The following is a 20022-nucleotide window of genomic DNA, read 5'->3' on the forward strand; positions in this document are numbered from 1 at the left end:
AATAATCTGTTTTATCCAACTCATACCCATTACTCCTCGTCAGAACCATTAACGCTGTATAAAACTTGTCCAATGAGATCTTCCAACACCAACGCCGATTTGGTGTCTTCTATAAAGTCACCATTACCGAGCATTTCAATACCATCATCGACAAAGCCAGGTATAAGTCCAATATATTGCTCACCAATCAAACCAGAGGTCAAAATTTCTGCACTTGATGTTTCAGGGAACTGCCCATATTGATCTTCGATGGATAAAGTAACCAGAGGAGTAAACGTCTCCTTGTCTAAATCAATAGCACTTACTCTACCCACCACGACCCCACCAATTTTTACGGGTGAACGTACTTTAAGGCTGCCGATATTATCGAAATAAGCTTGTAGATTATAGGCGTTTCCTGAACTTAACCCGGTGACATTTGCCACTTTAAATATCATGATTAAAACTGCGATGACACCAGCCAATACAAAAGCACCGACCCATAATTCCAATTTACGTGTTTGTTGCATTATCAATTCCCGAACATCAACGCTGTTAAGACAAAATCCAGTCCTAAAACGGCTAAAGAAGAGTGCACTACCGTGCGTGTTGTCGCTTTACTTATACCCTCAGATGTTGGTATCGCATCATAGCCGTTAAATAAAGCAATCCAAGTGATGGTAATTGCAAATACCATACACTTTATAAAACTGTTGCCGACATCTCGTCCCAATTGAACGGATGATTGTATTGCTGACCAAAAACTACCATGGTCGACACCTTTCCAATCCACACCTACAATTTGTCCGCCCCAGATACCGACTGTAATGAAAATCATAGCGAGCAGTGGCATAGAGATCAACCCAGCCCAGAACCTTGGAGCAATGACCCGTTTTAATGGGTCTACTGCCATCATTTCAAGGCTAGAAATTTGCTCTGTTGCCTTCATTAAACCTATTTCAGCCGTAAGTGCTGAACCAGCTCTACCTGCAAACAGTAATGCTGTAACCACCGGCCCTAATTCTCTCAAGAGCGAAAGCGTCACCATCTGTCCTAAACTACCTTCTGCACCATAATCAATTAAAACAACAAAACCTTGAAGACTTAGTACCATGCCTATAAACAGACCAGAAACGACAATAATAGCAAGAGATTGGACACCAATACTGTAGAGTTGTTTGATTAATAGTGGCAAATTTTTAATTGGGTGCGGTCGATTAAAAATAGCACCAGCCAACATGATTGTCGCTCGCCCAAAAGATTGACAACGGCTTATCGCATTGGCACCCAAATTTTCTAAATAATTCAATAAAGGATTAAGCATTCTAATTTAAATCCTCTTCAATTGGCTTCGCTGGGAATCGAAATGGAACCGGACCATCCGCATGCCCCATTAAAAACTGTTGGACCATAGGATCCGGATTCTCTCTTAGTTCTTGCGGTGAACCGGATGCTATTATACGTCCATCGGCAAGTAAATAAACTTGGTCAGCAATGCTCATCACCTCTGGTACATCATGAGATACCACGATAGAGGTTAATCCTAACGCTTGATTTAAGCTTCTAATCAACTGAACCAATACACCCATAGTTATTGGGTCTTGCCCCACAAATGGTTCATCGTACATGATCAGTTCAGGGTCAAGTGCAATCGCTCTGGCCAATGCAGCCCTACGAGCCATGCCGCCAGAAAGTTCACTAGGCATTAATTCTTCCGCTCCGCGAAGCCCAACCGCTTCAAGTTTCAGAGTAACAAGCGTGTTGATTAACTCTTCAGACAATTGTGTGTGTTCGCGTAAAGGGAAGGCGACGTTATCGAATACGTTAAGATCAGTAAATAGAGCCCCAGATTGAAATAGCATGCTCATTTTTTTTCGTGCTTGGTAAAGCTGATTTCTTCTCAGAATAGGAATATTTTGGTTATCAAACCAAATTTCACCTGACTCGGGTAAAATCTGACCACCAATAAGTCGTAACAATGTCGTTTTACCAATACCGGACGGACCCATAATTGCTGTAATCTTCCCCTCAGGCACAGTCAGATTAACATTATCAAATATAGTTCGGTCTCCCCGGCTAAAGGTAAGATTTTTTATTATCACAAAATCTTTTACTGACATAGTCTCACTTTTCTAATTGGCTGATACTGTTAAAGCTATCAATTTAAACGATATAATATCGACAATCTTGGTTAAGATACATAAGATTCAGATTCTAACCCTATTTCGACTAGAATTAGTACTCTTTCTAGGCGTATAATTCATGAATTGAGCTAAGGAATGCCCTGATTTGACTTTTGTAACTGAAAAGCGGGAAAACATTCCCACATTAAATTCTTCAAAATTAAACTTCCCTTTTAAATCGCTGAAAGTAAAATTAGCGGCCACTTGTTTAATAGTGCAATTTTGTAGGAATCATCATGCTTGAAGCTGTTATTTTTCTCGTAGTGGGTTTAGTCTTTTTAGTCTGGAGTGCCGATAAGCTCGTTTTTGGTGCGGCAGCATTAGCTAAAAACATTGGGATATCTCCACTTGTTATCGGTATGACCATATTGGCGATGGGCTCTTCGGCTCCAGAAATGATGGTCTCCGCCACAGCTTCTCTTGCAGGAAAATCCGACACTGCTGTCGGTAATGTTTTAGGATCTAATATCGCCAATATTGCTCTAATACTTGGTATTACAGCATTAGTTAAACCACTTTCTATCAGTTCTGGCGTTATTCGCCGTGAACTTCCTCTTATGATTATAGTCACTCTATTAGCCGGTGTTATTCTTTGGGATAGTCACTTAGGTTTTTACGAAGGTGTACTGTTATTCGTGCTTTTCGGAGCGTTTATAATTGCAATGCTCCGAATTAGTCATAAAGAGAAGCGCAATGGCGATTCATTTATAGAAGATCAAGAATCCGAAATACCCGATGGGGTGAGTAATATCAAAGCAGGTATGTGGGTGGTTGTCGGCTTAGTTATACTCCCTATTGCTGCTGATACCTTAGTCGACAACGCAGTCGTTATTGCAAAATTTTTCGGCATGAGCGATTTGATTATTGGTTTAACTATCATTGCGATCGGTACTAGCCTACCAGAATTAGCCGCTTCCCTTGCGGGTGTATTAAAAGGGGAAGATGATATGGCCGTCGGCAATATCATCGGTTCTAATGTCTTTAACATATTGGCAGTGATGGGTATTCCAGGAATCCTAAATCCATCTATATTGAGTGAACATGCTATGGCGAGAGACTTTTGGGTCATGCTAGCTGTTTCACTCTTATTGGTACTTTTTGCACTAGGCAAGTCACGCAGTATCAACCGTATAGAAGCCGGCATACTGCTTATCTGTTTTATTAGTTACCAGGTTTATCTATTTACAAATATGAACGCATAACTAAAACGTTGCTATTCACTGAACAGGAGTTTTTTTATACATGTCCACGTTTGACTATAAAAGTGCCGCTAAAAAGGTACTAGATACTGAAGTTGCAGGCCTTCAACAATTAGTTCAATACTTCAATGATGATTTCTGCTCAGCATGTGACTTAATCCTTAACAATAAAGGCAAAGTCGTTGTTATGGGGATGGGAAAATCTGGACATATAGGAAACAAAATAGCAGCAACGTTAGCGAGTACGGGCACCTCTGCGTTTTTCGTTCACCCAGGAGAAGCCGCGCATGGCGACTTGGGAATGATAGAACCAACTGATATCGTTATCGCCATATCTAACTCCGGCGAATCTTCCGAACTACTGTCTCTTTTTCCAGTATTGAAACGACTGAACATAAAACTCATCAGTATGACTGGAAAACCGCAGTCAACCATGGCAAAACTGTCGGATATTCATCTACAGATCACCGTGCCAGAAGAAGCGTGTCCACTGGGTCAAGCGCCAACAAGCAGTACAACAGCTACACTTGTTATGGGCGATGCCTTAGCAGTATCCTTACTTCAAGCGAGAGGCTTTACCTCTGAAGACTTTGCATTGTCCCACCCAGGCGGAGCGCTAGGAAGAAAACTGCTTCTTAAGCTTAAGGATATTATGCGTACTGGCGAAAATATGCCGAAAGTAAGCGAATCAGCCCTAATTAGAGATGCGCTGATTGAGATATCTCAAAAGGGATTAGGCATGACCGCTATTGTTGACCAGTCCGACAAAGTCTTGGGTATCTTTACAGATGGTGATTTAAGACGGTTATTGGATGAGCAAGTTGATGTTTACTCGACCAAAATTGGCGATGTTATGACCAAAAATCCGACAATGGCGACGCCTAATATGCTTGCTGTGGAAGGTGTCAATATGATGCAAGCAAAACAAATTACCAGTTTGTTGTTATGTGAAGACGAAAAATTAGTAGGGGCACTTAACATGCATGATTTATTAAAGGCAGGGGTAATGTAGTGCCAAATTTGTCAAAAAACGATCTTGTGAACACCATTTATGGCTCGGTACCAAAAGATATTATCGCCATCGCAAAAGGAATTAAGCTACTCATCTGTGACGTTGATGGCGTATTTTCTGACGGCTTGATTTACATGGGCAATCAAGGAGAAGAGATGAAGACCTTCCATACTCACGATGGGTATGGTGTGAAATCACTTATGAATGCCGGAATCGAAATCGCGATAATTACTGGTCGAAAATCACAAATCGTCGAAAATAGGATGAGAGCCTTGGGTATAAACCTCATCTATCAAGGACAAGACGACAAAGTTAAGGCTTATAAGGATATCTGTTCTAAAATTAATGTCTTACCTGAATCTACTGGCTACATAGGTGATGACCTTATCGATTGGCCAGTAATGGAAAAAGTAGCGCTCAAGGTTTGTGTTGCCGATGGTCATCCATTACTTGCAAGACGTGCCAACTATGTCACTCATATCAAGGGTGGTCATGGAGCGGTACGTGAGGTATGCGATCTAATATTGGAAGCAAGAGGCGAGATAGATGTGCATAAAGGGTTGAGTATATGAGTATTTCTCGCGTTCTTTACACCATGGTTTTTATAGTAGCGGCGTACTCAGCTTACTACTTATTTGGTGCAAGAAACGTAGAAGTAGTTCAGGTTATCCCTGATATTGAAGTGCCAGCGCTTAGCGGTCGAAATGTCGATAATACAAATTACAACGATTCTGGTACCAGAAGCTATCGAATTACTTCTAATTATCTCGACCATTATGCGGTAAGTGGCGACACCAGATTTGAGTACCCAGTTCTTTATATTTATAAAGATGGTGAAATCCAAGAATGGGAAGTCACCGCTGACCGTGGCATTTTAGATAAGGACCACGTCCTCACTTTATACGATAACGTTCTAGCAAAAAATTTATTACCTGATGCTGGTTTTGATACCATGGCAACAGACAGACTTTCTATTCACTTAGATAATAGAGATTTTTGGGCAGACAACCCGGTGTTATTAGTCGGCCCAGCATTTGAAAACAAAGGACAAGCGATGAAAGGTAATTTTGGAAAAAACATCGCCACTCTGTTCAACCATGTACAAGGTAGATATGAAACTCTCACACCTTAGCCTTATCGCTTGTCTGCTTGCGACAAGTAACGCTTATGCGCTTAAGTCTGATTCGGATCAGCCTATTTATATAGACTCAGACACTCAGAACCTTGATATGAAAAGTAATACCGTTACTTTTACAGGGGACGTAAAACTTAAGCAAGGCAGCATAAACATCAACGCTGACAAACTTATCGTCATCCGTAATCCAGAGGATGGATCATTAAGAGAGATTGAAGGTTATGGAAATCCTGCAACATTTTCTCAGTTGACTGATGATGGAAAAACCTTAAACGGGCAATCTAAAGAGCTCTACTACAATGTTAATGATGACAAATTAACAATGATTACTGATGCCATATTGTCTCAAGATGAAAGTATTATAAAGGGAAACAAAATCACCTATAAAATTGGCTCGCAAAAACTCACCGCAGATAGTGGTGCAGGTGAACGAGTAAAAACCGTCCTTCAACCAACACAAACGACTAAGCAATAATATGGCAATATTAAAAGCAGAGCATTTAGCCAAGAGCTATAAGAATCGAAAAGTCGTTGCCGATGTGAGCTTGACCGTAGAGTCAGGACAGATCGTTGGTCTACTCGGCCCAAATGGGGCAGGTAAAACCACCTCCTTTTATATGATTGTTGGACTTGTCGCACGCGATGAGGGAAGAATTATGATTGACGATAACGACATTAGTATTCTTCCTATGCACAGTCGATCACGTATGGGGATAGGGTATCTTCCTCAAGAAGCATCCATATTTCGAAAACTGTCAGTTGAAGACAATATTATGGCCGTTCTAGAAACTCGAAAAGAGCTGAGCCGTGAAGACAGGCAAGACAGAATGGAAGATCTGTTGGATGAGTTTAATATCCAACACATCAGAAAAAGTGCGGGAATGGCTTTGTCGGGAGGCGAACGTCGGCGAGTTGAGATAGCCAGAGCCTTAGCCGCCAATCCAGAGTTCATCTTATTAGATGAACCCTTCGCAGGGGTTGACCCGATATCCGTCATCGACATTAAAAAAATCATAGAGCATTTACGAGACAGAGGCTTAGGTGTACTTATCACTGATCACAATGTTCGCGAGACACTCGACGTATGTGAAAAAGCTTACATAGTAAGTCAAGGCCATCTCATTGCAGAAGGGACACCAGATCAAGTTCTCAACAATGAACAGGTGAAACAGGTTTATCTCGGGGAGCAATTCCGTCTATGATTAAAGTAATAAAGAAAATGGATTTATTTGGTGTCTAATTTTAAGCGCCAAAAATAAGAACAAGGCTCTAAATACTGGATGAAACCATCATTACAACTCAAGCTTGGCCAACAACTTGCTATGACGCCCCAGTTGCAGCAAGCCATTCGCTTGTTGCAATTGTCGACTTTAGACTTGCAGCAAGAGATCCAAGAAGCTTTAGAATCTAACCCTTTACTCGATGTTGATGAAGGTCCTGAAGAAGCGACGATTCCTGATAACAATGAAAAAGCCAAAGATGACTCATCTACAGAGGTAGCGGTCGAAGTATCAAGCGAACCTGACGTTCCAGACAGCTCTGAAGTTATTGAAAAATCAGAAATTTCTGACGACTTAGAAATGGATGCATCATGGGATGACGTTTATAGTGCAAACACAGGTAGTACAGGTATAGCACTCGATGATGACATGCCTGTTTACCAAGGTGAAACCACTCAAAGCCTTCAAGATTACCTATTATGGCAACTCGATTTAACTCCATTTTCAGAAACTGACCAAACGATTGCAACCGCGATCATCGACGCTGTTGATAACTATGGCTACCTCACCGTTTCTGTGGAAGAAATCCTAGAAAGCGTCAGTAATGAAGAAGTCGAATTGGATGAAGTTGAAGCGGTATTAAAACGAGTCCAACAGTTTGATCCATTAGGCGTCGCGTCTCGTAACCTTCAAGAATGTTTGCTGCTTCAGCTCGTCACGTATCCAGAGGATACGCCTTGGTTAGCCGAAACAAAACTGATCTTAACCAATCATATCGACCAGTTAGGTAATCGCGATTACAAGCTAATCTTAAAAGAAAGTAAGCTAAAAGAAGACCAACTTCGCGAAGTCATGCAATTAATTCAACAACTGGATCCTCGTCCTGGCAGCTCGATCACACCAGATGAGACAGAATATGTCATTCCTGATGTTTCTGTACTTAAAGATAAAGGCAAGTGGTCAGTCACGATAAATCCAGACAGCGTTCCAAGACTGAAAGTAAATCAACAGTATGCCGCGATGGGAAAAGGCAATAGTGTCGATAGCCAGTTTATTCGCAGTAATCTGCAAGAAGCAAAATGGTTAATCAAAAGTTTAGAGAGTCGCAATGAGACCTTATTAAAGGTCTCTCGCTGTATTGTTGAACACCAGCAGGACTTCTTCGAATTTGGAGAAGAAGCAATGAAGCCAATGGTACTTAACGATATTGCCTTGGCTGTCGAGATGCATGAGTCGACTATATCTAGGGTGACGACCCAGAAATTTATGCATACTCCAAGAGGTATTTTTGAACTCAAGTATTTTTTCTCAAGCCATGTAAGTACCGATAATGGTGGAGAATGTTCATCAACGGCAATTCGAGCATTAATTAAGAAGCTAGTCGCGGCAGAGAACGCGGCCAAACCACTAAGTGATAGCAAGATTGCCGCACTGTTAGCTGACCAAGGGATACAGGTAGCAAGACGAACCATAGCAAAATACCGAGAATCTTTGGGTATTTCCCCATCGAGTCAGCGTAAACGCCTACTCTAGGCATCGAAAATAAGGAAAGTCTATGCAAATCAATATTAAAGGACATCACGTTGAGATTACCGATTCAATGCAGGACTACGTAAATTCTAAATTTCAAAAATTAGAGCGTTTTTTCGAACATATAAATAATGTTCATGTGGTATTACGCGTAGAAAAAGTGCACCATATCGCAGAAGCAACACTACATGTCAGCCAAGGCGATATCCATGCGACAGCAGACGAAGAGAACATGTATGCTGCGATAGACTCTTTAGTCGATAAATTAGTACGTCAGTTAAACAAACATAAAGAAAAACTAAATAATCATTAACTATGCAAATTAACCAAGTACTATCATTGGACTGCACTAAAAGTGCCGTCCAATGTACAAGCAAAAAACGAGCTTTAGAACTTATAAGCCAGATAGCAGCGGAACATACCGGAAAAAGTTCAAACGAACTATTTGAATGTATGCTCAACCGAGAAAAAATGGGTAGTACTGGAATTGGGAACGGGATAGCCATTCCACACGCTAGAATGATGGCGGCAGACGAAGCCGTTGCTATTCTTGTTCAATGCAGTGAACCGATTGAGTTCGACTCTATTGATAATAAACCCGTCGATCTGCTATTTGCCCTTCTTGTTCCTGACGCACAATGTAAAGAGCATCTAAAAACGCTTTCCTCAATGGCTGAGCGCCTAAGCAACAAACAGGTTCTAAAACAGCTCAGAGCAGCGCAAAGCGATAAAGAGCTTTTCGAGGTAATGATAAATAACGCATGAATGGTGTAATTCAACCGGATGATACTGCCCACTTAGTTATTATTAGTGGTCAATCTGGCGCAGGGAAAAGCGTCGCATTAAGAGTGCTTGAGGATCTAGGTTATTATACTGTCGATAACCTACCGATAGATTTACTCGACCAATTTATCAATTCGACGAAAAACAGTAGGCAAAATGTTGCTGTCAGCATTGATATTAGAAACCTGCCAAACAACCCAGACTTTTTCACCCAAAAATTAACAGAATTGAGAGAGTCGACCGAATTGACGCTCTTCTTTCTAGGTGCAAGCCCTACCTCTCTATTAAAACGATACAGCGAAACAAGGCGTATTCATCCTCTTTCACTTGGCAAAGACAAGCTCTCTCTTGATCAAGCCATTGAGAAAGAAAGCGTATTGCTAGAGTACGTAAAAGAGCAGGCTGATTTAGTTATAGATAGCAGTGACCAATCTCTACACGATTTAAGTGAATTGGTTCGAATGAGAATATTAGGCCGCGAGAGGCAAGAACTGGTTATGGTATTTGAGTCTTTCGGCTTTAAGTATGGCTTACCACATGATGCTGACTATATATTCGATGTTCGTTTTTTGCCCAATCCACATTGGGAGCCTGCGCTAAGATCGTTCACGGGTTTAGATAAACCTGTAATCGAATTCCTTAAAGCTCAACATTCTGTTACCGAGCTAAAGCAAGACATACAACTGTTCATACAAAAATGGCTTCCATCGTTAGAGAAGAACAACCGAAGTTATCTTACCGTGGCAATAGGTTGTACTGGTGGGAAGCATCGATCTGTCTTTATAACACAACAACTTGGTGAATATTTCAAAGCCCAAGGTAAGCAAGTACAGATTAGGCATACCAGTATAGAAAAGCTCAGAGGGTAAATTATTGACTCAAAAATGCAGTAAAACTGTACTGATTCAAAATCGTTTAGGCCTACATGCGAGAGCGGCGGTCAAACTAGTTGAACTTGCCCAAAGTTACGACGCAGATATCTCAGTTAGTAATGAAGAAAATAAAGAAATGTCGGCCGACAGCGTCATGGGTTTAATCATGTTGGAGTCTTCACAAGGTCAATACGTCACGGTTTCCGCCCGAGGTGCCGATGCCCCCATCGCTCTAGACGCAGTATGTGAATTAATCGAATCTAAATTTGAAGAAGATGAGTAGTCTATACTTTTCATACTCAATCAATTGCAATTATTTAAAAAATCCTACTTGGTAATAAGATCTTATTAAATAAGGGGTAAAATTAGGTTACTATTCAGAAATTGTAATCACTAACTCATGTGGGGGGGAAAGAAAATGGCGGAGCCGCAACAAGAACTCGATCAAGCCCAGCAAGCTCACCAAACCCTACAAGAAGTCAGCGATGCACTAGATAGCGGCCGCTTTGTCCATGTCCGTCGTCAACTCCAAGACATGGAACCAGAAGATATTGCCCATCTTCTAGAATCCTCTCCACGAAAATCTCGAGATGTACTTTGGCAATTAACCGATCCTGAAGACTATGGTGAAATCCTTGATGAGCTAAATGAGGATGTGAAAGATGGTCTTGTGTCCCAGATGGCGCCTGAGAAGCTTGCAGAAGCGACAGAAGGCATGGATACCGATGACTTGGCCTATGTACTTCGAAGCCTGCCTGACAATGTGTCCAAAGAGATTCTGGACCAAATGGATATCTCTGACAGGTTTCGAGTAGAAACCGCTCTTGCCTATCCTGAAGATACCGCTGGTGGGATGATGAATACCGACGTTACCACTATTCGTGGAGACGTTGAACTAGACGTAGTATTACGCTATTTGCGCATGAAGGGCGAACTCCCTGACGTCACTGATGCATTGTATGTCATCGATGAAGATAGCCGCCTTATTGGACACCTTTCTCTGACCACATTGATCACCACACAACCTGATGTACAAGTCAGTGACGTGATGGATGATGCTGATGAGGCCATTCCGGTAGATACAAGTGACTCCGATGTCGCAAGCTTATTTGAACGCCGTGACTGGGTATCAGCCCCTGTTGTCGATGAAAATCAACACCTTGTTGGTCGTATTACCATCGATGACGTCGTCGATATCATCCGTGAAGACGCTGAACATTCAATGATGAGCTTAGCGGGTATGGATGATGACGAAGACACCTTTGCTCCTGTTTTTAAATCGACGAAACGACGAAGCGTATGGTTAGGTGCTAACGTACTTGCCGCACTCGCTGCTGCGTCGGTTTCCAATATGTTTGAAGCCACGCTTGAACAGATGGCGGCTATCGCGGTATTAATGACGATAGTCCCTTCTATGGGCGGGGTGGCGGGAAACCAAACCGTTGCACTGGTTATCAGAGGTTTAGCCCTCGGTCATATCGGTGACAGTAATAAAAAAGAACTCCTGCTTAAAGAAGCGGCGATTGGTTTTTTAAACGGATTACTTTGGGCCTTAATTATTGGCGGAATAGTCGTGGTTTGGAAAGGTGATTGGTTGCTTGGTGGGATCATAGCGGCTGCAATGCTGACAAATTTAATTGTTGCTGGTATCGCTGGTGTGACTATCCCGATACTGCTTAAGAAAATGAAAATTGACCCAGCATTAGCGGGTGGGATGGCACTGACTACCATCACTGATGTCATTGGTTTATCTGTCTTTTTGGGCTTAGCGACTGTATTTATTTAGGTTAAGACTACATATTAATTTAGAGTCACATATTGATTCAGGTTACATAATGCCTAGAGTGAGAACCCTAGGCATTATGTACTCGCTTGCTTCTACCTATTCTCCAGCTACCTTCATCGATTCAATCAAGATTGACCCTGTTTGAATCTGGGAACGTAATTCAATGTCGGAACCGACAGCAACAATCTGTTTAAACATATCTTTTAGATTTCCCGCGATAGTAATCTCAGATACTGGATATTGAATCTCACCATTTTCCACCCAGAACCCAGCGGCTCCACGAGAATAATCGCCAGTTACAACATTCACACCCTGCCCCATCAACTCAGTCACAAGAAGCCCTGTTCCGAGTTCATGTAACATCTGTTGAAAATCTTGCCCTGTCGGTTTCACATACCAGTTATGTATACCACCAGCGTGACCCGTAGGCGTCATATTTAACTTGCGAGCAGAATAACTCGTCAACAGATAGGTCGCCAGTATTCCATCAGTGATAATAGAACGATCTTGAGTAAATACGCCTTCACTATCAAATGGGCTAGAGGCCAATCCTTTGAGGACATGTGGCTTCTCTTCGATACTAAACCAATCCGGAAGAATCTTCGTTCCAAGGGCGTCTAGTAAGAATGAGGATTTGCGATATAAGTTGCCTCCACTAATCGCCATCACCAAATGGCCAATTAACCCTGTAGCAGCATCGGCTGCAAATAGGATAGGATATTTACCGGTCCCGATTTTGCGCGCATCTAGGCGAGCCAGTGTTTTCTCTGAAGAGCTTATTCCCACCCTTTCTGGTGTCCATAAGTCACCAACGGCGCGCGCTACGCTATAGTCGTAATCGCGCTCCATCACACCATTCTTTCCTTCACCAATCATGACACAACTGATGCTATGACGGCTAGAGGCATAGCTGGCGAGTAAACCATGGCTATTACCGTAAACCTTTAAACCATAATGACTGTCATAACTTGCCCCATCACTTTGCTTGATCTTGTCGCTGTACTCTAGTGCGGCAGTTTCCGCAGCGATCGCAATTTTAGCTGCTCTGTCAGGATCAGGTTCGTCTGGGTGAAAAAGATCTAAGTCTGGGATTTCTTTGACCATCAACTCTTTCGGTGCAGGACCAGAAAATGGGTCTTCGGATGTATACCTTGCAATATCAAGTGCCGCTTCAACCGTTTGTTGAATCGCTCTTTCACTTAAATCTGAGGTGGATGCACTACCTTTACATTGACCGCGATAAACGGTAATACCTAATGCACCATCACTATTAAATTCAACATTTTCAACTTCACACATACGAGTCGATACACTAATACCCGTTGTCTTGGTAATAGCAACTTCAGCGGCATCCGCCGTACCTATAGCAAGCTTAAGTGCTTTCTCAACAGCAAGTTCGAGCTCTATTTTTTGCTGGGCAATCTGTTGTTTAACATCCATAATTTTCGTTCTTTGTAGATTATCTTTGCTTAGAGTAACAAGCTTTTCACTTTCTCCCCATAATTCTTGCTAAAATAGTGTCATATCTCTCTAGATAACTGCGAGAATCTAACAAAATGGCAAGAAAAAACCAAAAAGCACCATGGGAAGAAGAAGAGGAAATCATCTGGGTAAGTAAGACCGAGATGAAAAATGATATGGAAGCGCTGCAAGAGCTAGGAGTAGGACTCGTTGGCTTAAAGCCCTCTGTGCTAGAAAAATTTCCACTTCCAGACGGGCTACGAATAGCAATAATTGACGCGCAACGTTTTAAGAACGAAGCGAAACGCCGTCAGTTACAGTACATTGGTAAGCTAATGCGAACGATCGAGATTGAACCGATACAAGCTGCTTTGGATAAATATCTAAATAAACACTCTCAGGCAACCTTTGAATTGCATAAGCTAGAGCAACTCAGAGACAAGCTAATAGAACAAGGTGATGTTGTCCTCAATGAGATAGTGGAAACTTATCCTAATGCTGATAGGCAGCGTATGCGCCAACTTTACTTACAAGCAAACCGAGAAAAGAAAGCGAATAAGCCGCCAAAAGCCTACAGAGAGATCTTTCAGATACTCAAAGAATTGAAGGAAAAGTCAGAATAATTTCACAATCACTAATTGGACTAGCATCACTGCTAGTCCAAATTAACCAATTAAGTCTTCATCTACACCACTAGGTAACCGCTACTCCGTTCCACCAACAGTAATAGAATCTAATTTCAATGTTGGTTGCCCAACGCCAACCGGTACACTTTGACCCGCCTTACCGCACACACCGACACCTTTGTCTAAGGACAGATCATTGCCCACCATAGAGACTTGTTGCATTGCCTCTATACCCGAACCAATAAGCGTCGCGCCTTTTACAGGCCGAGTAATTTTACCATTCTCAATCAAATAGGCTTCCGACGTTGAGAAAACAAATTTCCCTGAGGTTATATCTACCTGACCGCCACCAAAGTTTGGCGCATATATCCCTTTTTTCACCGTCGAGATAATCTCTTCTGGGGTATATTCGCCTGGCAACATATACGTATTTGTCATTCGAGGCATTGGTAAATGTGCATAAGATTCTCTACGCCCATTACCCGTAGGCTTTACACCCATAAGGTGAGCATTGTGTTTGTCTTGGATATAGCCTTTAAGTACACCGTTTTCTATAAGTGTATTGTATTGCCCTTGTACACCTTCATCATCAATATTTAGTGAACCACGTCGATCTAGCATGGTTCCGTCATCAACAATAGTACAGAGCCCTGATGTGACTTTATCCCCGATTTTTCCAGAAAATACCGAAGAACCTTTGCGGTTAAAATCACCTTCTAATCCATGCCCTACCGCTTCATGTAGTAGTACGCCGGGCCAACCACCACCCAATACAACTGGCATCGCACCAGCAGGTGCTGCATCCGCTTCTAAATTGACTAAAGCCTGTCTTATCGCTTCATCTGCAAAGGTATAAGCCGCCTTTCTACCGTTTTCATCTGAAATGAAATTGTCGTACCCATAACGACCACCACCACCGGAACTACCACGCTCTCTGCGGTCTCCCTTGATGGCCAGTACGCTAATAGAAAGTCTCACTAAAGGCCGAATGTCAGCGGCATAGGTACCATCGGTTGCGGCCACGAGAATTTGCTCATAGACACCGCTCAGGCTAACCGAAACTTCTTGAACCAAAGGTTCTTTGGTTCGAATGTAGGCATCAAGTTCTTTTAGCAAATCAATTTTTTGCTGCTTTTCTAAACTTTCTAGCGGATTAACATCTGAATAGCTATTGCTATTGGAAGTACGACTAAAGGTTTTAACCTGCCCAGATTGACCTTGTTGTGCAATGCCTTTTGCAGCCACAGCACTTTGCATCAGGCTATCTAACTGAATCTGATCAGAATAAGCAAAGCCTGTTTTTTCGCCGGTGATGGCTCTAACCCCAACACCGCGGTCGATATTAAAGGATCCATCCTTAATAATACGATCTTCCAAGACTAAGGATTCATGCCAACTTGATTGAAAGTAAATGTCGGCATAGTCAATCTGACGCGTAGCAATACTCGCTAGCGTATCCGCGATATTTTGTTCGGTTAAGCCAGAGGAGGTGAGTAAATCATTTTCTACACGATTAATGGTCATTTGCTGCCTTTATTCTGATGTTAACAGTGATTGAAATCGAGCATGCTTCTGTAAAGGCATATTGCCTATTACTGATTGAGTTACACGATGATCGATATCCTCGCGTAAAGCACCGACTTCACTACTAAGTTGTTGTGTTATCTTACCCCAAGGGGAAATTATCATGGAATGTCCCCATGTTTCTCTGCCACAGGGATGTCGACCGGTTTGAGCACTAGCGATAAACCAACACTGGCTTTCAATCGCCCTTGCTCTTAATAATACTTCCCAATGTGCATCACCGGTTGTCGCGGTAAACGCCGCCGGTAAAGAAATAATCTGTGCTCCATTTAATACAAGCTCAGAAAATAAATGCGGAAACCGTATATCATAACAGATGGCAAGCCCAAGCCTTCCAACGGGCGTATCCACCACCACCACTTGGTTGCCTGGCTGAAAGATCTCAGATTCTCGGTAGCGCCCATGCTTATCCTCTACGTCGGCATCGAACATATGCAGCTTATCGTAATGAGCGACAAGTTCTCCCGTACTATTGATGACTAAGCATGTTGTACTTATATTTTCACCTCGAATGATTGGCATACTGCCAATCACAATCCACAATTTATAACGCTTAGCCATTGCCGATAACTGATCTTGAATAACGCCAAAACCTAGTGTCTCAGCATGGCGTTGATAATCTTCTTTTGACCCAAATACAATACAATTTTCAGGAGTAAGAACTAATTTAACGCCCTCCTTCGCCAATTGCTTAAGTTGGATATCGATAAACGCTAAATTCTTCAATGGTTCCGATCCAGATGTCATCTGAACTACACCAACACTATTCATCTATTTACCTTCCTTACTCTTTGTATTCGGTAGCGTATATGCACCTTTACTTCGAGACAGCTCTTTTACTTCGGGAGAATCTAGAGAACCGACAACTTGGTAACGTATCTTGGTAAATACATCCACAACGGGAGAAATCACCGTCGAAATTGCAAATACAACAATGGCCGTTTGAGGAGCAACAGCAAAAGCGGTCAATACAGGAATACCTGAGGTCAAATCAGGCGTAAATTCAACTTCTGCATCAACGCGGTTTGCGTTCAGGTCAGCCATACCACGTATCGTCATTTCACCTGCGGTAGCGTCCATTTCAATATTGTTGGTAACAAATATTCCTTTTTCCATCCTACCTGAACCAGTAATACTATTGAACGCTAAACCATTATCGAATACATCGGTAAAATCGAGCTGCATCTTTCTAATAATAGAATCTAAACTGAACATTCCTAGTAATTTTGCCGCTCCATTTACATCGGATATGATCCCTTTACCCAACTTTGCATTCATCTCTCCATTAAGAGTGTCGACTTGCAATGACCATGGCGCTCCCTGCCAAGACAGCTGAGATGACATTTCGAAAGGCGCTTTTTGTATGCCTGAGCTAATGCCAAATCTATCCATTAACTCTGTATTATTTTCACCTTCCATAACCAGAGCCATACTGGACTGGCTATTGGTTTTATTCAGTTCCCACCAACCGTTCGCTTTAATGTGGTTAGTCCCACTGTTGATATCAATATTCTTCCAATTTAAACGCTCTCCCTGCCGCTGAAGATCAACGTTTACCGTTCCAACTTTATAACCTTGCAACCAGAAATCTTTTATATTTAACGTTAGGTTCGGCATTAACCGATGAAAGCTTCGGTCAAACTCACTGATTAACGGATGTTCAGTGTCCGTCTGATAAACGGGATTTATAGAGGACTCATCATCCCAGAAGGGCGCGTATATATGCAGTCGTTCAAGCGCGACCGTCAAATCATAAGGCTCTAAATAGTTTGCTTGTCCTTTCGCCTCAGAACTGTCCACGTTAAAAATCCAAGACAGATTCTTTTTCCGCGCACTAAAATTAACCTTATGCCAATCAAGAGACGCAAACGTAAGGTTGTCTGTTGATATGTTTACCCTTAGAGGCATAGGGATTTCTGGGGTGTTCATCTTACTTAAACGCGATTGTTGGGTCGTCGTCTCTTGTTCATTTGCCAGAGACAACCAATCATCTAAGTTAAAATCTGAGGTCCTTATCACCAAATCATGACCCACAACTGGGCTGACTTTAAACCCACCTTTACCGACAAGTAGGTTTGTTGCTTCTAGTACAGGTTTAGAACCCGTGATGTCAATTTCAGCCTGGTATTTAACATTGGGGAGTTGCAAACGAGCTGAAATCATTTCCTGATTTCCAGAAGCTTGCATCTGCAACTTGCTTTTTTTTCCTAGGGTTTTAGCTAATGGGAGTGGGTATTGACTTGATATATATTCCAAATTGGCAGATGTCCCGATTTGATAGGTAAAACCGACGTCATTAAGCTGAATATCTATATCCATATTCCATGGTGCATGCCCTCGCACTTTATCCGTCCAAACATTGCCAATGTAAGGCGCTAATGGTTCTATCTCCCAGTCCCCTAAAATATCAATACCAACAGAATATGACGACTCTAAGCTCTCCCCTTTAAAATCCAATGAGATTGGTTGCTTGAGTAACTTTGCCGATAGTCCCGACGTTTGGATTATATCGTTATCAAAATTGATACGACCTTTCGCCTGTTCCAACTCCATTGGTGGTGATTCTATATTAATGTGATTACCCACCAAGTCTGCATATCCCCAAGCTCGGGATTCAAGCTTGGTATCAAATGGGATATTCAATTGAAACTCAGAGGTAATATCACCCTTAACTCGAATGGCAGTTAAAGCCGCACCGACAGAATTAACTAATGGTGTCGCCATCATGTAATCACGCACCGCTGGTCCCTTACCAGACGCTTTCGCTTTTATTTCAATTGCGCCATTCGGGCCTAGGTACGCTATCTGACCAGTCACTCTCTCCGCTTTCACATCATTTAATGTTGCAGAGCGCGAATCCAAATACATGGATTCATTTTCAAACAGCAAATTCAGCTGCATATTGGTAATAGTTGGCCAGCGTGTATCAAAGCTAAATTTAGTGTCATTCAAGCCAACCTCCGCTTGAAACACGCCATCGTTTTGCTTATATGGAAACGTATTGAGTGGGCCATACCAGATGATCCTAGCGTTTTCCGCATTACCACCTTGTATCGCTGTTGAAAGGTAATCCGTTAAACCTTGCCCTAGAGCCCTTGTTGGCAGATAACGCCATGTTTCACCCGCGTTATACACATCGGCTTCAGCGTATAGAGAAAGAAACGCAGGTTGTTCGTTAGGAAAATCAATTCTGAAAGCGCCCTGAGCTTGCAGATCCGGTGTCGCAACGGTAATTTTGTCTGCCCACAATCGCCAACCATCGTCGTCTAACTCCCAGACCAGCGCTATTTCACCATTTTTAATTCGAAGTGGAGCCTGAAAAACATCCCCATAGGGAAGAACATCATCAACCAAAGTGGCATTGGCTGATAGCTTTGTACCGTCACCCGATACCTTGGCGTTTAGATCATGAACTTCTGGTAATAGCTCCCATTGTTTAATGCCTGCACCAGAGATTTTTGCAGAGTAGGAAATAGACGCATTATTAGATTGAGACACACGAATATCTTCTATCAGTCCATGGGGCTCTAGTCTGCCCAACCATTGACTAATGTTAGTAGAATCAGGTGCTAAATGTGCGAGTGGCCTCAATGACGCTATCTCAATTTGAGAAGCATTGAGCGTCCACATATCTGGTGTCCATTTAAAGGCGAGGTCGATGCTAGGCCAGTCATATTCATTGCTTCTCACACGAAGTGAATGACCACTGACTTGCCACCCATCGTTGTCGATTAGAGGGACCAGTTTGAATATGCCCTCTTCTATTTGCAGCAGGTGCTCACTTTCCTTTTTCCAAACTAACTCTGACGGTAAAAGTTCAACATAGGCATTAACTGGTTGGTTACTTTCAACACTAAACCAGCTATTAAAATTAATTCGTCCGCTTTCGATTCCCGTCTGTTTTATCCATTCAGAGGTCAACCAAGGTGTCACACGAATATTGTTAGCTTGAAGATAAAAATCGCCAGAAAGATCTCTTACGGAGCCATTATCTTTAAAATCCGCTTTTACGGCTAGGCTATTGATCTGACTTCCAACAACACTGATAGAACCTTCAAGTTTATGATTACTGCCTCTATTTCGCCACTTTAGTTGCTCAATATCCAAAGCACGTTGGTTACCATCATAAGTTTGGTAGACGATCTTAGAATCAAGTAAATTGAAGTCTTTCAGTTGGCGAAAAAACAACCTTTCAATCTGTTCCACCACCGTTAGGCTTTGGCTCTCTATTTCACTGACTGCTGGCTTTTCTTCATCCGTTTGAAAGAAATTAATACTGCTGATATCAAGATGAAGATCTTTAACATTCAAAGAGGCGACTTGGGGCTCAAGTGTCATAATGGATTGGATTAGATCGAACTCCAGCTCCACTGTATTGATATCAAAAGTAATCCCTTCTTTAGAGATACCTTCAACGGCAAGTTCTTTAAGAGAGATTGAGGGGTGGGTATTACGCCAATATCCCTTTACTTCTCCGATAGTAAAAGGAATGCCGGTAATGTCACTGACTAATTGAGAAATCTCGGCTTTATAATTATCGAGTCTTGGTAAGGAAATGCGCAACGCGGTAACAGCAATGGCCAAAGAAACCATGACTGTTACAATTATCCACATTACTAATCGCCCGCTTCGGGCAGCAAATGAAGTCACAA

The 20022-nt window shown here is 42.2% G+C and carries 20 protein-coding genes; 13 read left to right on the forward strand and 7 right to left on the reverse strand.

Features of this window, described 5'->3' with window-relative positions:
- Nucleotides 1–29: 29 nt before the first annotated feature.
- Genes mlaD through mlaF form a run of 3 tightly spaced genes read right to left on the reverse strand, consistent with a single transcriptional unit; the run spans nt 30 to nt 2099 of the window.
- Nucleotides 30–509 (reverse strand): outer membrane lipid asymmetry maintenance protein MlaD, encoded by a 480-nt coding sequence (gene mlaD, locus IUZ65_RS14785; protein WP_195704443.1) that lies wholly within the window; start codon nt 507–509, stop codon nt 30–32.
- Nucleotides 510–511: 2 nt separating this feature from the next.
- Nucleotides 512–1303, reverse strand: a complete 792-nt coding sequence (mlaE, locus tag IUZ65_RS14790) for a lipid asymmetry maintenance ABC transporter permease subunit MlaE (protein ID WP_195704444.1) — start codon at nt 1301–1303, stop codon at nt 512–514.
- A gap of 1 nt (nt 1304) precedes the next feature.
- Nucleotides 1305–2099, reverse strand: coding sequence for a phospholipid ABC transporter ATP-binding protein MlaF (mlaF, locus tag IUZ65_RS14795; protein WP_195704445.1), 795 nt, complete (start codon nt 2097–2099; stop codon nt 1305–1307).
- A 299-nt stretch (nt 2100–2398) separates the two neighbouring features.
- Here mlaF and IUZ65_RS14800 point away from each other — a divergent pair, with 299 nt between their 5' ends.
- From IUZ65_RS14800 to mgtE, 12 genes are all read left to right on the forward strand, one after another.
- The gene (locus tag IUZ65_RS14800; protein ID WP_195704446.1) at nt 2399–3364 is read left to right on the forward strand and encodes a calcium/sodium antiporter; all 966 of its coding nucleotides are present in this window, start codon (nt 2399–2401) and stop codon (nt 3362–3364) included.
- 40 nt (nt 3365–3404) lie between these two features.
- The gene (kdsD, locus tag IUZ65_RS14805) at nt 3405–4373 is read left to right on the forward strand and encodes an arabinose-5-phosphate isomerase KdsD (protein WP_195704447.1); all 969 of its coding nucleotides are present in this window, start codon (nt 3405–3407) and stop codon (nt 4371–4373) included.
- 8 nt (nt 4374–4381) lie between these two features.
- Nucleotides 4382–4945, forward strand: coding sequence for a 3-deoxy-manno-octulosonate-8-phosphatase KdsC (gene kdsC, locus IUZ65_RS14810; protein ID WP_195705132.1), 564 nt, complete (start codon nt 4382–4384; stop codon nt 4943–4945).
- On the forward strand, nt 4942–5505 hold the full coding sequence (lptC, locus tag IUZ65_RS14815; protein WP_195704448.1) for an LPS export ABC transporter periplasmic protein LptC: 564 nt from the start codon (nt 4942–4944) through the stop codon (nt 5503–5505). The genes kdsC and lptC overlap by 4 nt, the downstream gene beginning before the upstream one ends.
- On the forward strand, nt 5486–5983 hold the full coding sequence (gene lptA / locus IUZ65_RS14820; protein ID WP_195704449.1) for a lipopolysaccharide transport periplasmic protein LptA: 498 nt from the start codon (nt 5486–5488) through the stop codon (nt 5981–5983). The genes lptC and lptA overlap by 20 nt, the downstream gene beginning before the upstream one ends.
- Nucleotide 5984: 1 nt before the next feature.
- Entirely contained in the window at nt 5985–6710 is a 726-nt protein-coding gene (gene lptB, locus IUZ65_RS14825; RefSeq protein WP_195704450.1) for an LPS export ABC transporter ATP-binding protein, read from the forward strand.
- Nucleotides 6711–6788: 78 nt separating this feature from the next.
- Entirely contained in the window at nt 6789–8261 is a 1473-nt protein-coding gene (locus IUZ65_RS14830) for an RNA polymerase factor sigma-54 (RefSeq protein WP_195704451.1), read from the forward strand.
- A gap of 22 nt (nt 8262–8283) precedes the next feature.
- Nucleotides 8284–8571: a ribosome hibernation promoting factor gene (gene hpf / locus IUZ65_RS14835; protein ID WP_195704452.1), complete on the forward strand. Its 288-nt coding sequence runs from the start codon at nt 8284–8286 to the stop codon at nt 8569–8571.
- 2 nt (nt 8572–8573) lie between these two features.
- Nucleotides 8574–9023: a PTS IIA-like nitrogen regulatory protein PtsN gene (gene ptsN / locus IUZ65_RS14840; RefSeq protein WP_195704453.1), complete on the forward strand. Its 450-nt coding sequence runs from the start codon at nt 8574–8576 to the stop codon at nt 9021–9023.
- Complete coding sequence (gene rapZ / locus IUZ65_RS14845) at nt 9020–9910, forward strand: RNase adapter RapZ (RefSeq protein WP_195704454.1); 891 nt, start codon at nt 9020–9022, stop codon at nt 9908–9910. The genes ptsN and rapZ overlap by 4 nt, the downstream gene beginning before the upstream one ends.
- 4 nt (nt 9911–9914) lie before the next feature.
- On the forward strand, nt 9915–10196 hold the full coding sequence (locus IUZ65_RS14850) for an HPr family phosphocarrier protein (RefSeq protein WP_195704455.1): 282 nt from the start codon (nt 9915–9917) through the stop codon (nt 10194–10196).
- Nucleotides 10197–10331: 135 nt separating this feature from the next.
- Nucleotides 10332–11699: a magnesium transporter gene (mgtE, locus tag IUZ65_RS14855; protein WP_195704456.1), complete on the forward strand. Its 1368-nt coding sequence runs from the start codon at nt 10332–10334 to the stop codon at nt 11697–11699.
- A 96-nt stretch (nt 11700–11795) separates the two neighbouring features.
- Here the strand turns inward: mgtE and pmbA are convergent, their stop codons facing one another.
- Nucleotides 11796–13139 carry a metalloprotease PmbA gene (gene pmbA, locus IUZ65_RS14860; protein ID WP_195704457.1) on the reverse strand — a complete coding sequence of 448 codons (1344 nt, stop codon included), beginning with the start codon at nt 13137–13139 and terminating at the stop codon, nt 11796–11798.
- A gap of 116 nt (nt 13140–13255) precedes the next feature.
- On the opposite strand from pmbA, the gene yjgA reads away from it, so the two are divergent.
- The gene (gene yjgA / locus IUZ65_RS14865; protein WP_195704458.1) at nt 13256–13783 is read left to right on the forward strand and encodes a ribosome biogenesis factor YjgA; all 528 of its coding nucleotides are present in this window, start codon (nt 13256–13258) and stop codon (nt 13781–13783) included.
- Between the two features lie 81 nt (nt 13784–13864).
- Here yjgA and tldD read toward each other — a convergent pair whose 3' ends face one another.
- From tldD to IUZ65_RS14880, 3 genes are read right to left on the reverse strand one after another with little or no spacing between them, the layout of a single operon-like run.
- Nucleotides 13865–15310, reverse strand: a complete 1446-nt coding sequence (tldD, locus tag IUZ65_RS14870; RefSeq protein ID WP_195704459.1) for a metalloprotease TldD — start codon at nt 15308–15310, stop codon at nt 13865–13867.
- 9 nt (nt 15311–15319) lie between these two features.
- On the reverse strand, nt 15320–16141 hold the full coding sequence (locus IUZ65_RS14875; RefSeq protein WP_195704460.1) for a carbon-nitrogen hydrolase family protein: 822 nt from the start codon (nt 16139–16141) through the stop codon (nt 15320–15322).
- Nucleotides 16142–20020 (reverse strand): YhdP family protein, encoded by a 3879-nt coding sequence (locus tag IUZ65_RS14880; RefSeq protein ID WP_443083716.1) that lies wholly within the window; start codon nt 20018–20020, stop codon nt 16142–16144. It abuts the gene before it with no gap.
- Nucleotides 20021–20022: the final 2 nt, after the last annotated feature.

The organism is Vibrio sp. VB16, assembly GCF_015594925.2.
In the GTDB taxonomy this organism is placed as follows: domain Bacteria; phylum Pseudomonadota; class Gammaproteobacteria; order Enterobacterales; family Vibrionaceae; genus Vibrio.

Coding starts and splice junctions, on each gene's coding strand:
- mlaD (WP_195704443.1), bottom strand. CDS start 509: ATGCAACAAACACGTAAATTGGAATTATGGGTCGGTGCTTTTGTATTG.
- mlaE (WP_195704444.1), bottom strand. CDS start 1,303: ATGCTTAATCCTTTATTGAATTATTTAGAAAATTTGGGTGCCAATGCG.
- mlaF (WP_195704445.1), bottom strand. CDS start 2,099: ATGTCAGTAAAAGATTTTGTGATAATAAAAAATCTTACCTTTAGCCGG.
- IUZ65_RS14800 (WP_195704446.1), top strand. CDS start 2,399: ATGCTTGAAGCTGTTATTTTTCTCGTAGTGGGTTTAGTCTTTTTAGTC.
- kdsD (WP_195704447.1), top strand. CDS start 3,405: ATGTCCACGTTTGACTATAAAAGTGCCGCTAAAAAGGTACTAGATACT.
- lptC (WP_195704448.1), top strand. CDS start 4,942: ATGAGTATTTCTCGCGTTCTTTACACCATGGTTTTTATAGTAGCGGCG.
- lptA (WP_195704449.1), top strand. CDS start 5,486: ATGAAACTCTCACACCTTAGCCTTATCGCTTGTCTGCTTGCGACAAGT.
- lptB (WP_195704450.1), top strand. CDS start 5,985: ATGGCAATATTAAAAGCAGAGCATTTAGCCAAGAGCTATAAGAATCGA.
- IUZ65_RS14830 (WP_195704451.1), top strand. CDS start 6,789: ATGAAACCATCATTACAACTCAAGCTTGGCCAACAACTTGCTATGACG.
- hpf (WP_195704452.1), top strand. CDS start 8,284: ATGCAAATCAATATTAAAGGACATCACGTTGAGATTACCGATTCAATG.
- ptsN (WP_195704453.1), top strand. CDS start 8,574: ATGCAAATTAACCAAGTACTATCATTGGACTGCACTAAAAGTGCCGTC.
- rapZ (WP_195704454.1), top strand. CDS start 9,020: ATGAATGGTGTAATTCAACCGGATGATACTGCCCACTTAGTTATTATT.
- mgtE (WP_195704456.1), top strand. CDS start 10,332: ATGGCGGAGCCGCAACAAGAACTCGATCAAGCCCAGCAAGCTCACCAA.
- pmbA (WP_195704457.1), bottom strand. CDS start 13,139: ATGGATGTTAAACAACAGATTGCCCAGCAAAAAATAGAGCTCGAACTT.
- yjgA (WP_195704458.1), top strand. CDS start 13,256: ATGGCAAGAAAAAACCAAAAAGCACCATGGGAAGAAGAAGAGGAAATC.
- tldD (WP_195704459.1), bottom strand. CDS start 15,310: ATGACCATTAATCGTGTAGAAAATGATTTACTCACCTCCTCTGGCTTA.
- IUZ65_RS14875 (WP_195704460.1), bottom strand. CDS start 16,141: ATGAATAGTGTTGGTGTAGTTCAGATGACATCTGGATCGGAACCATTG.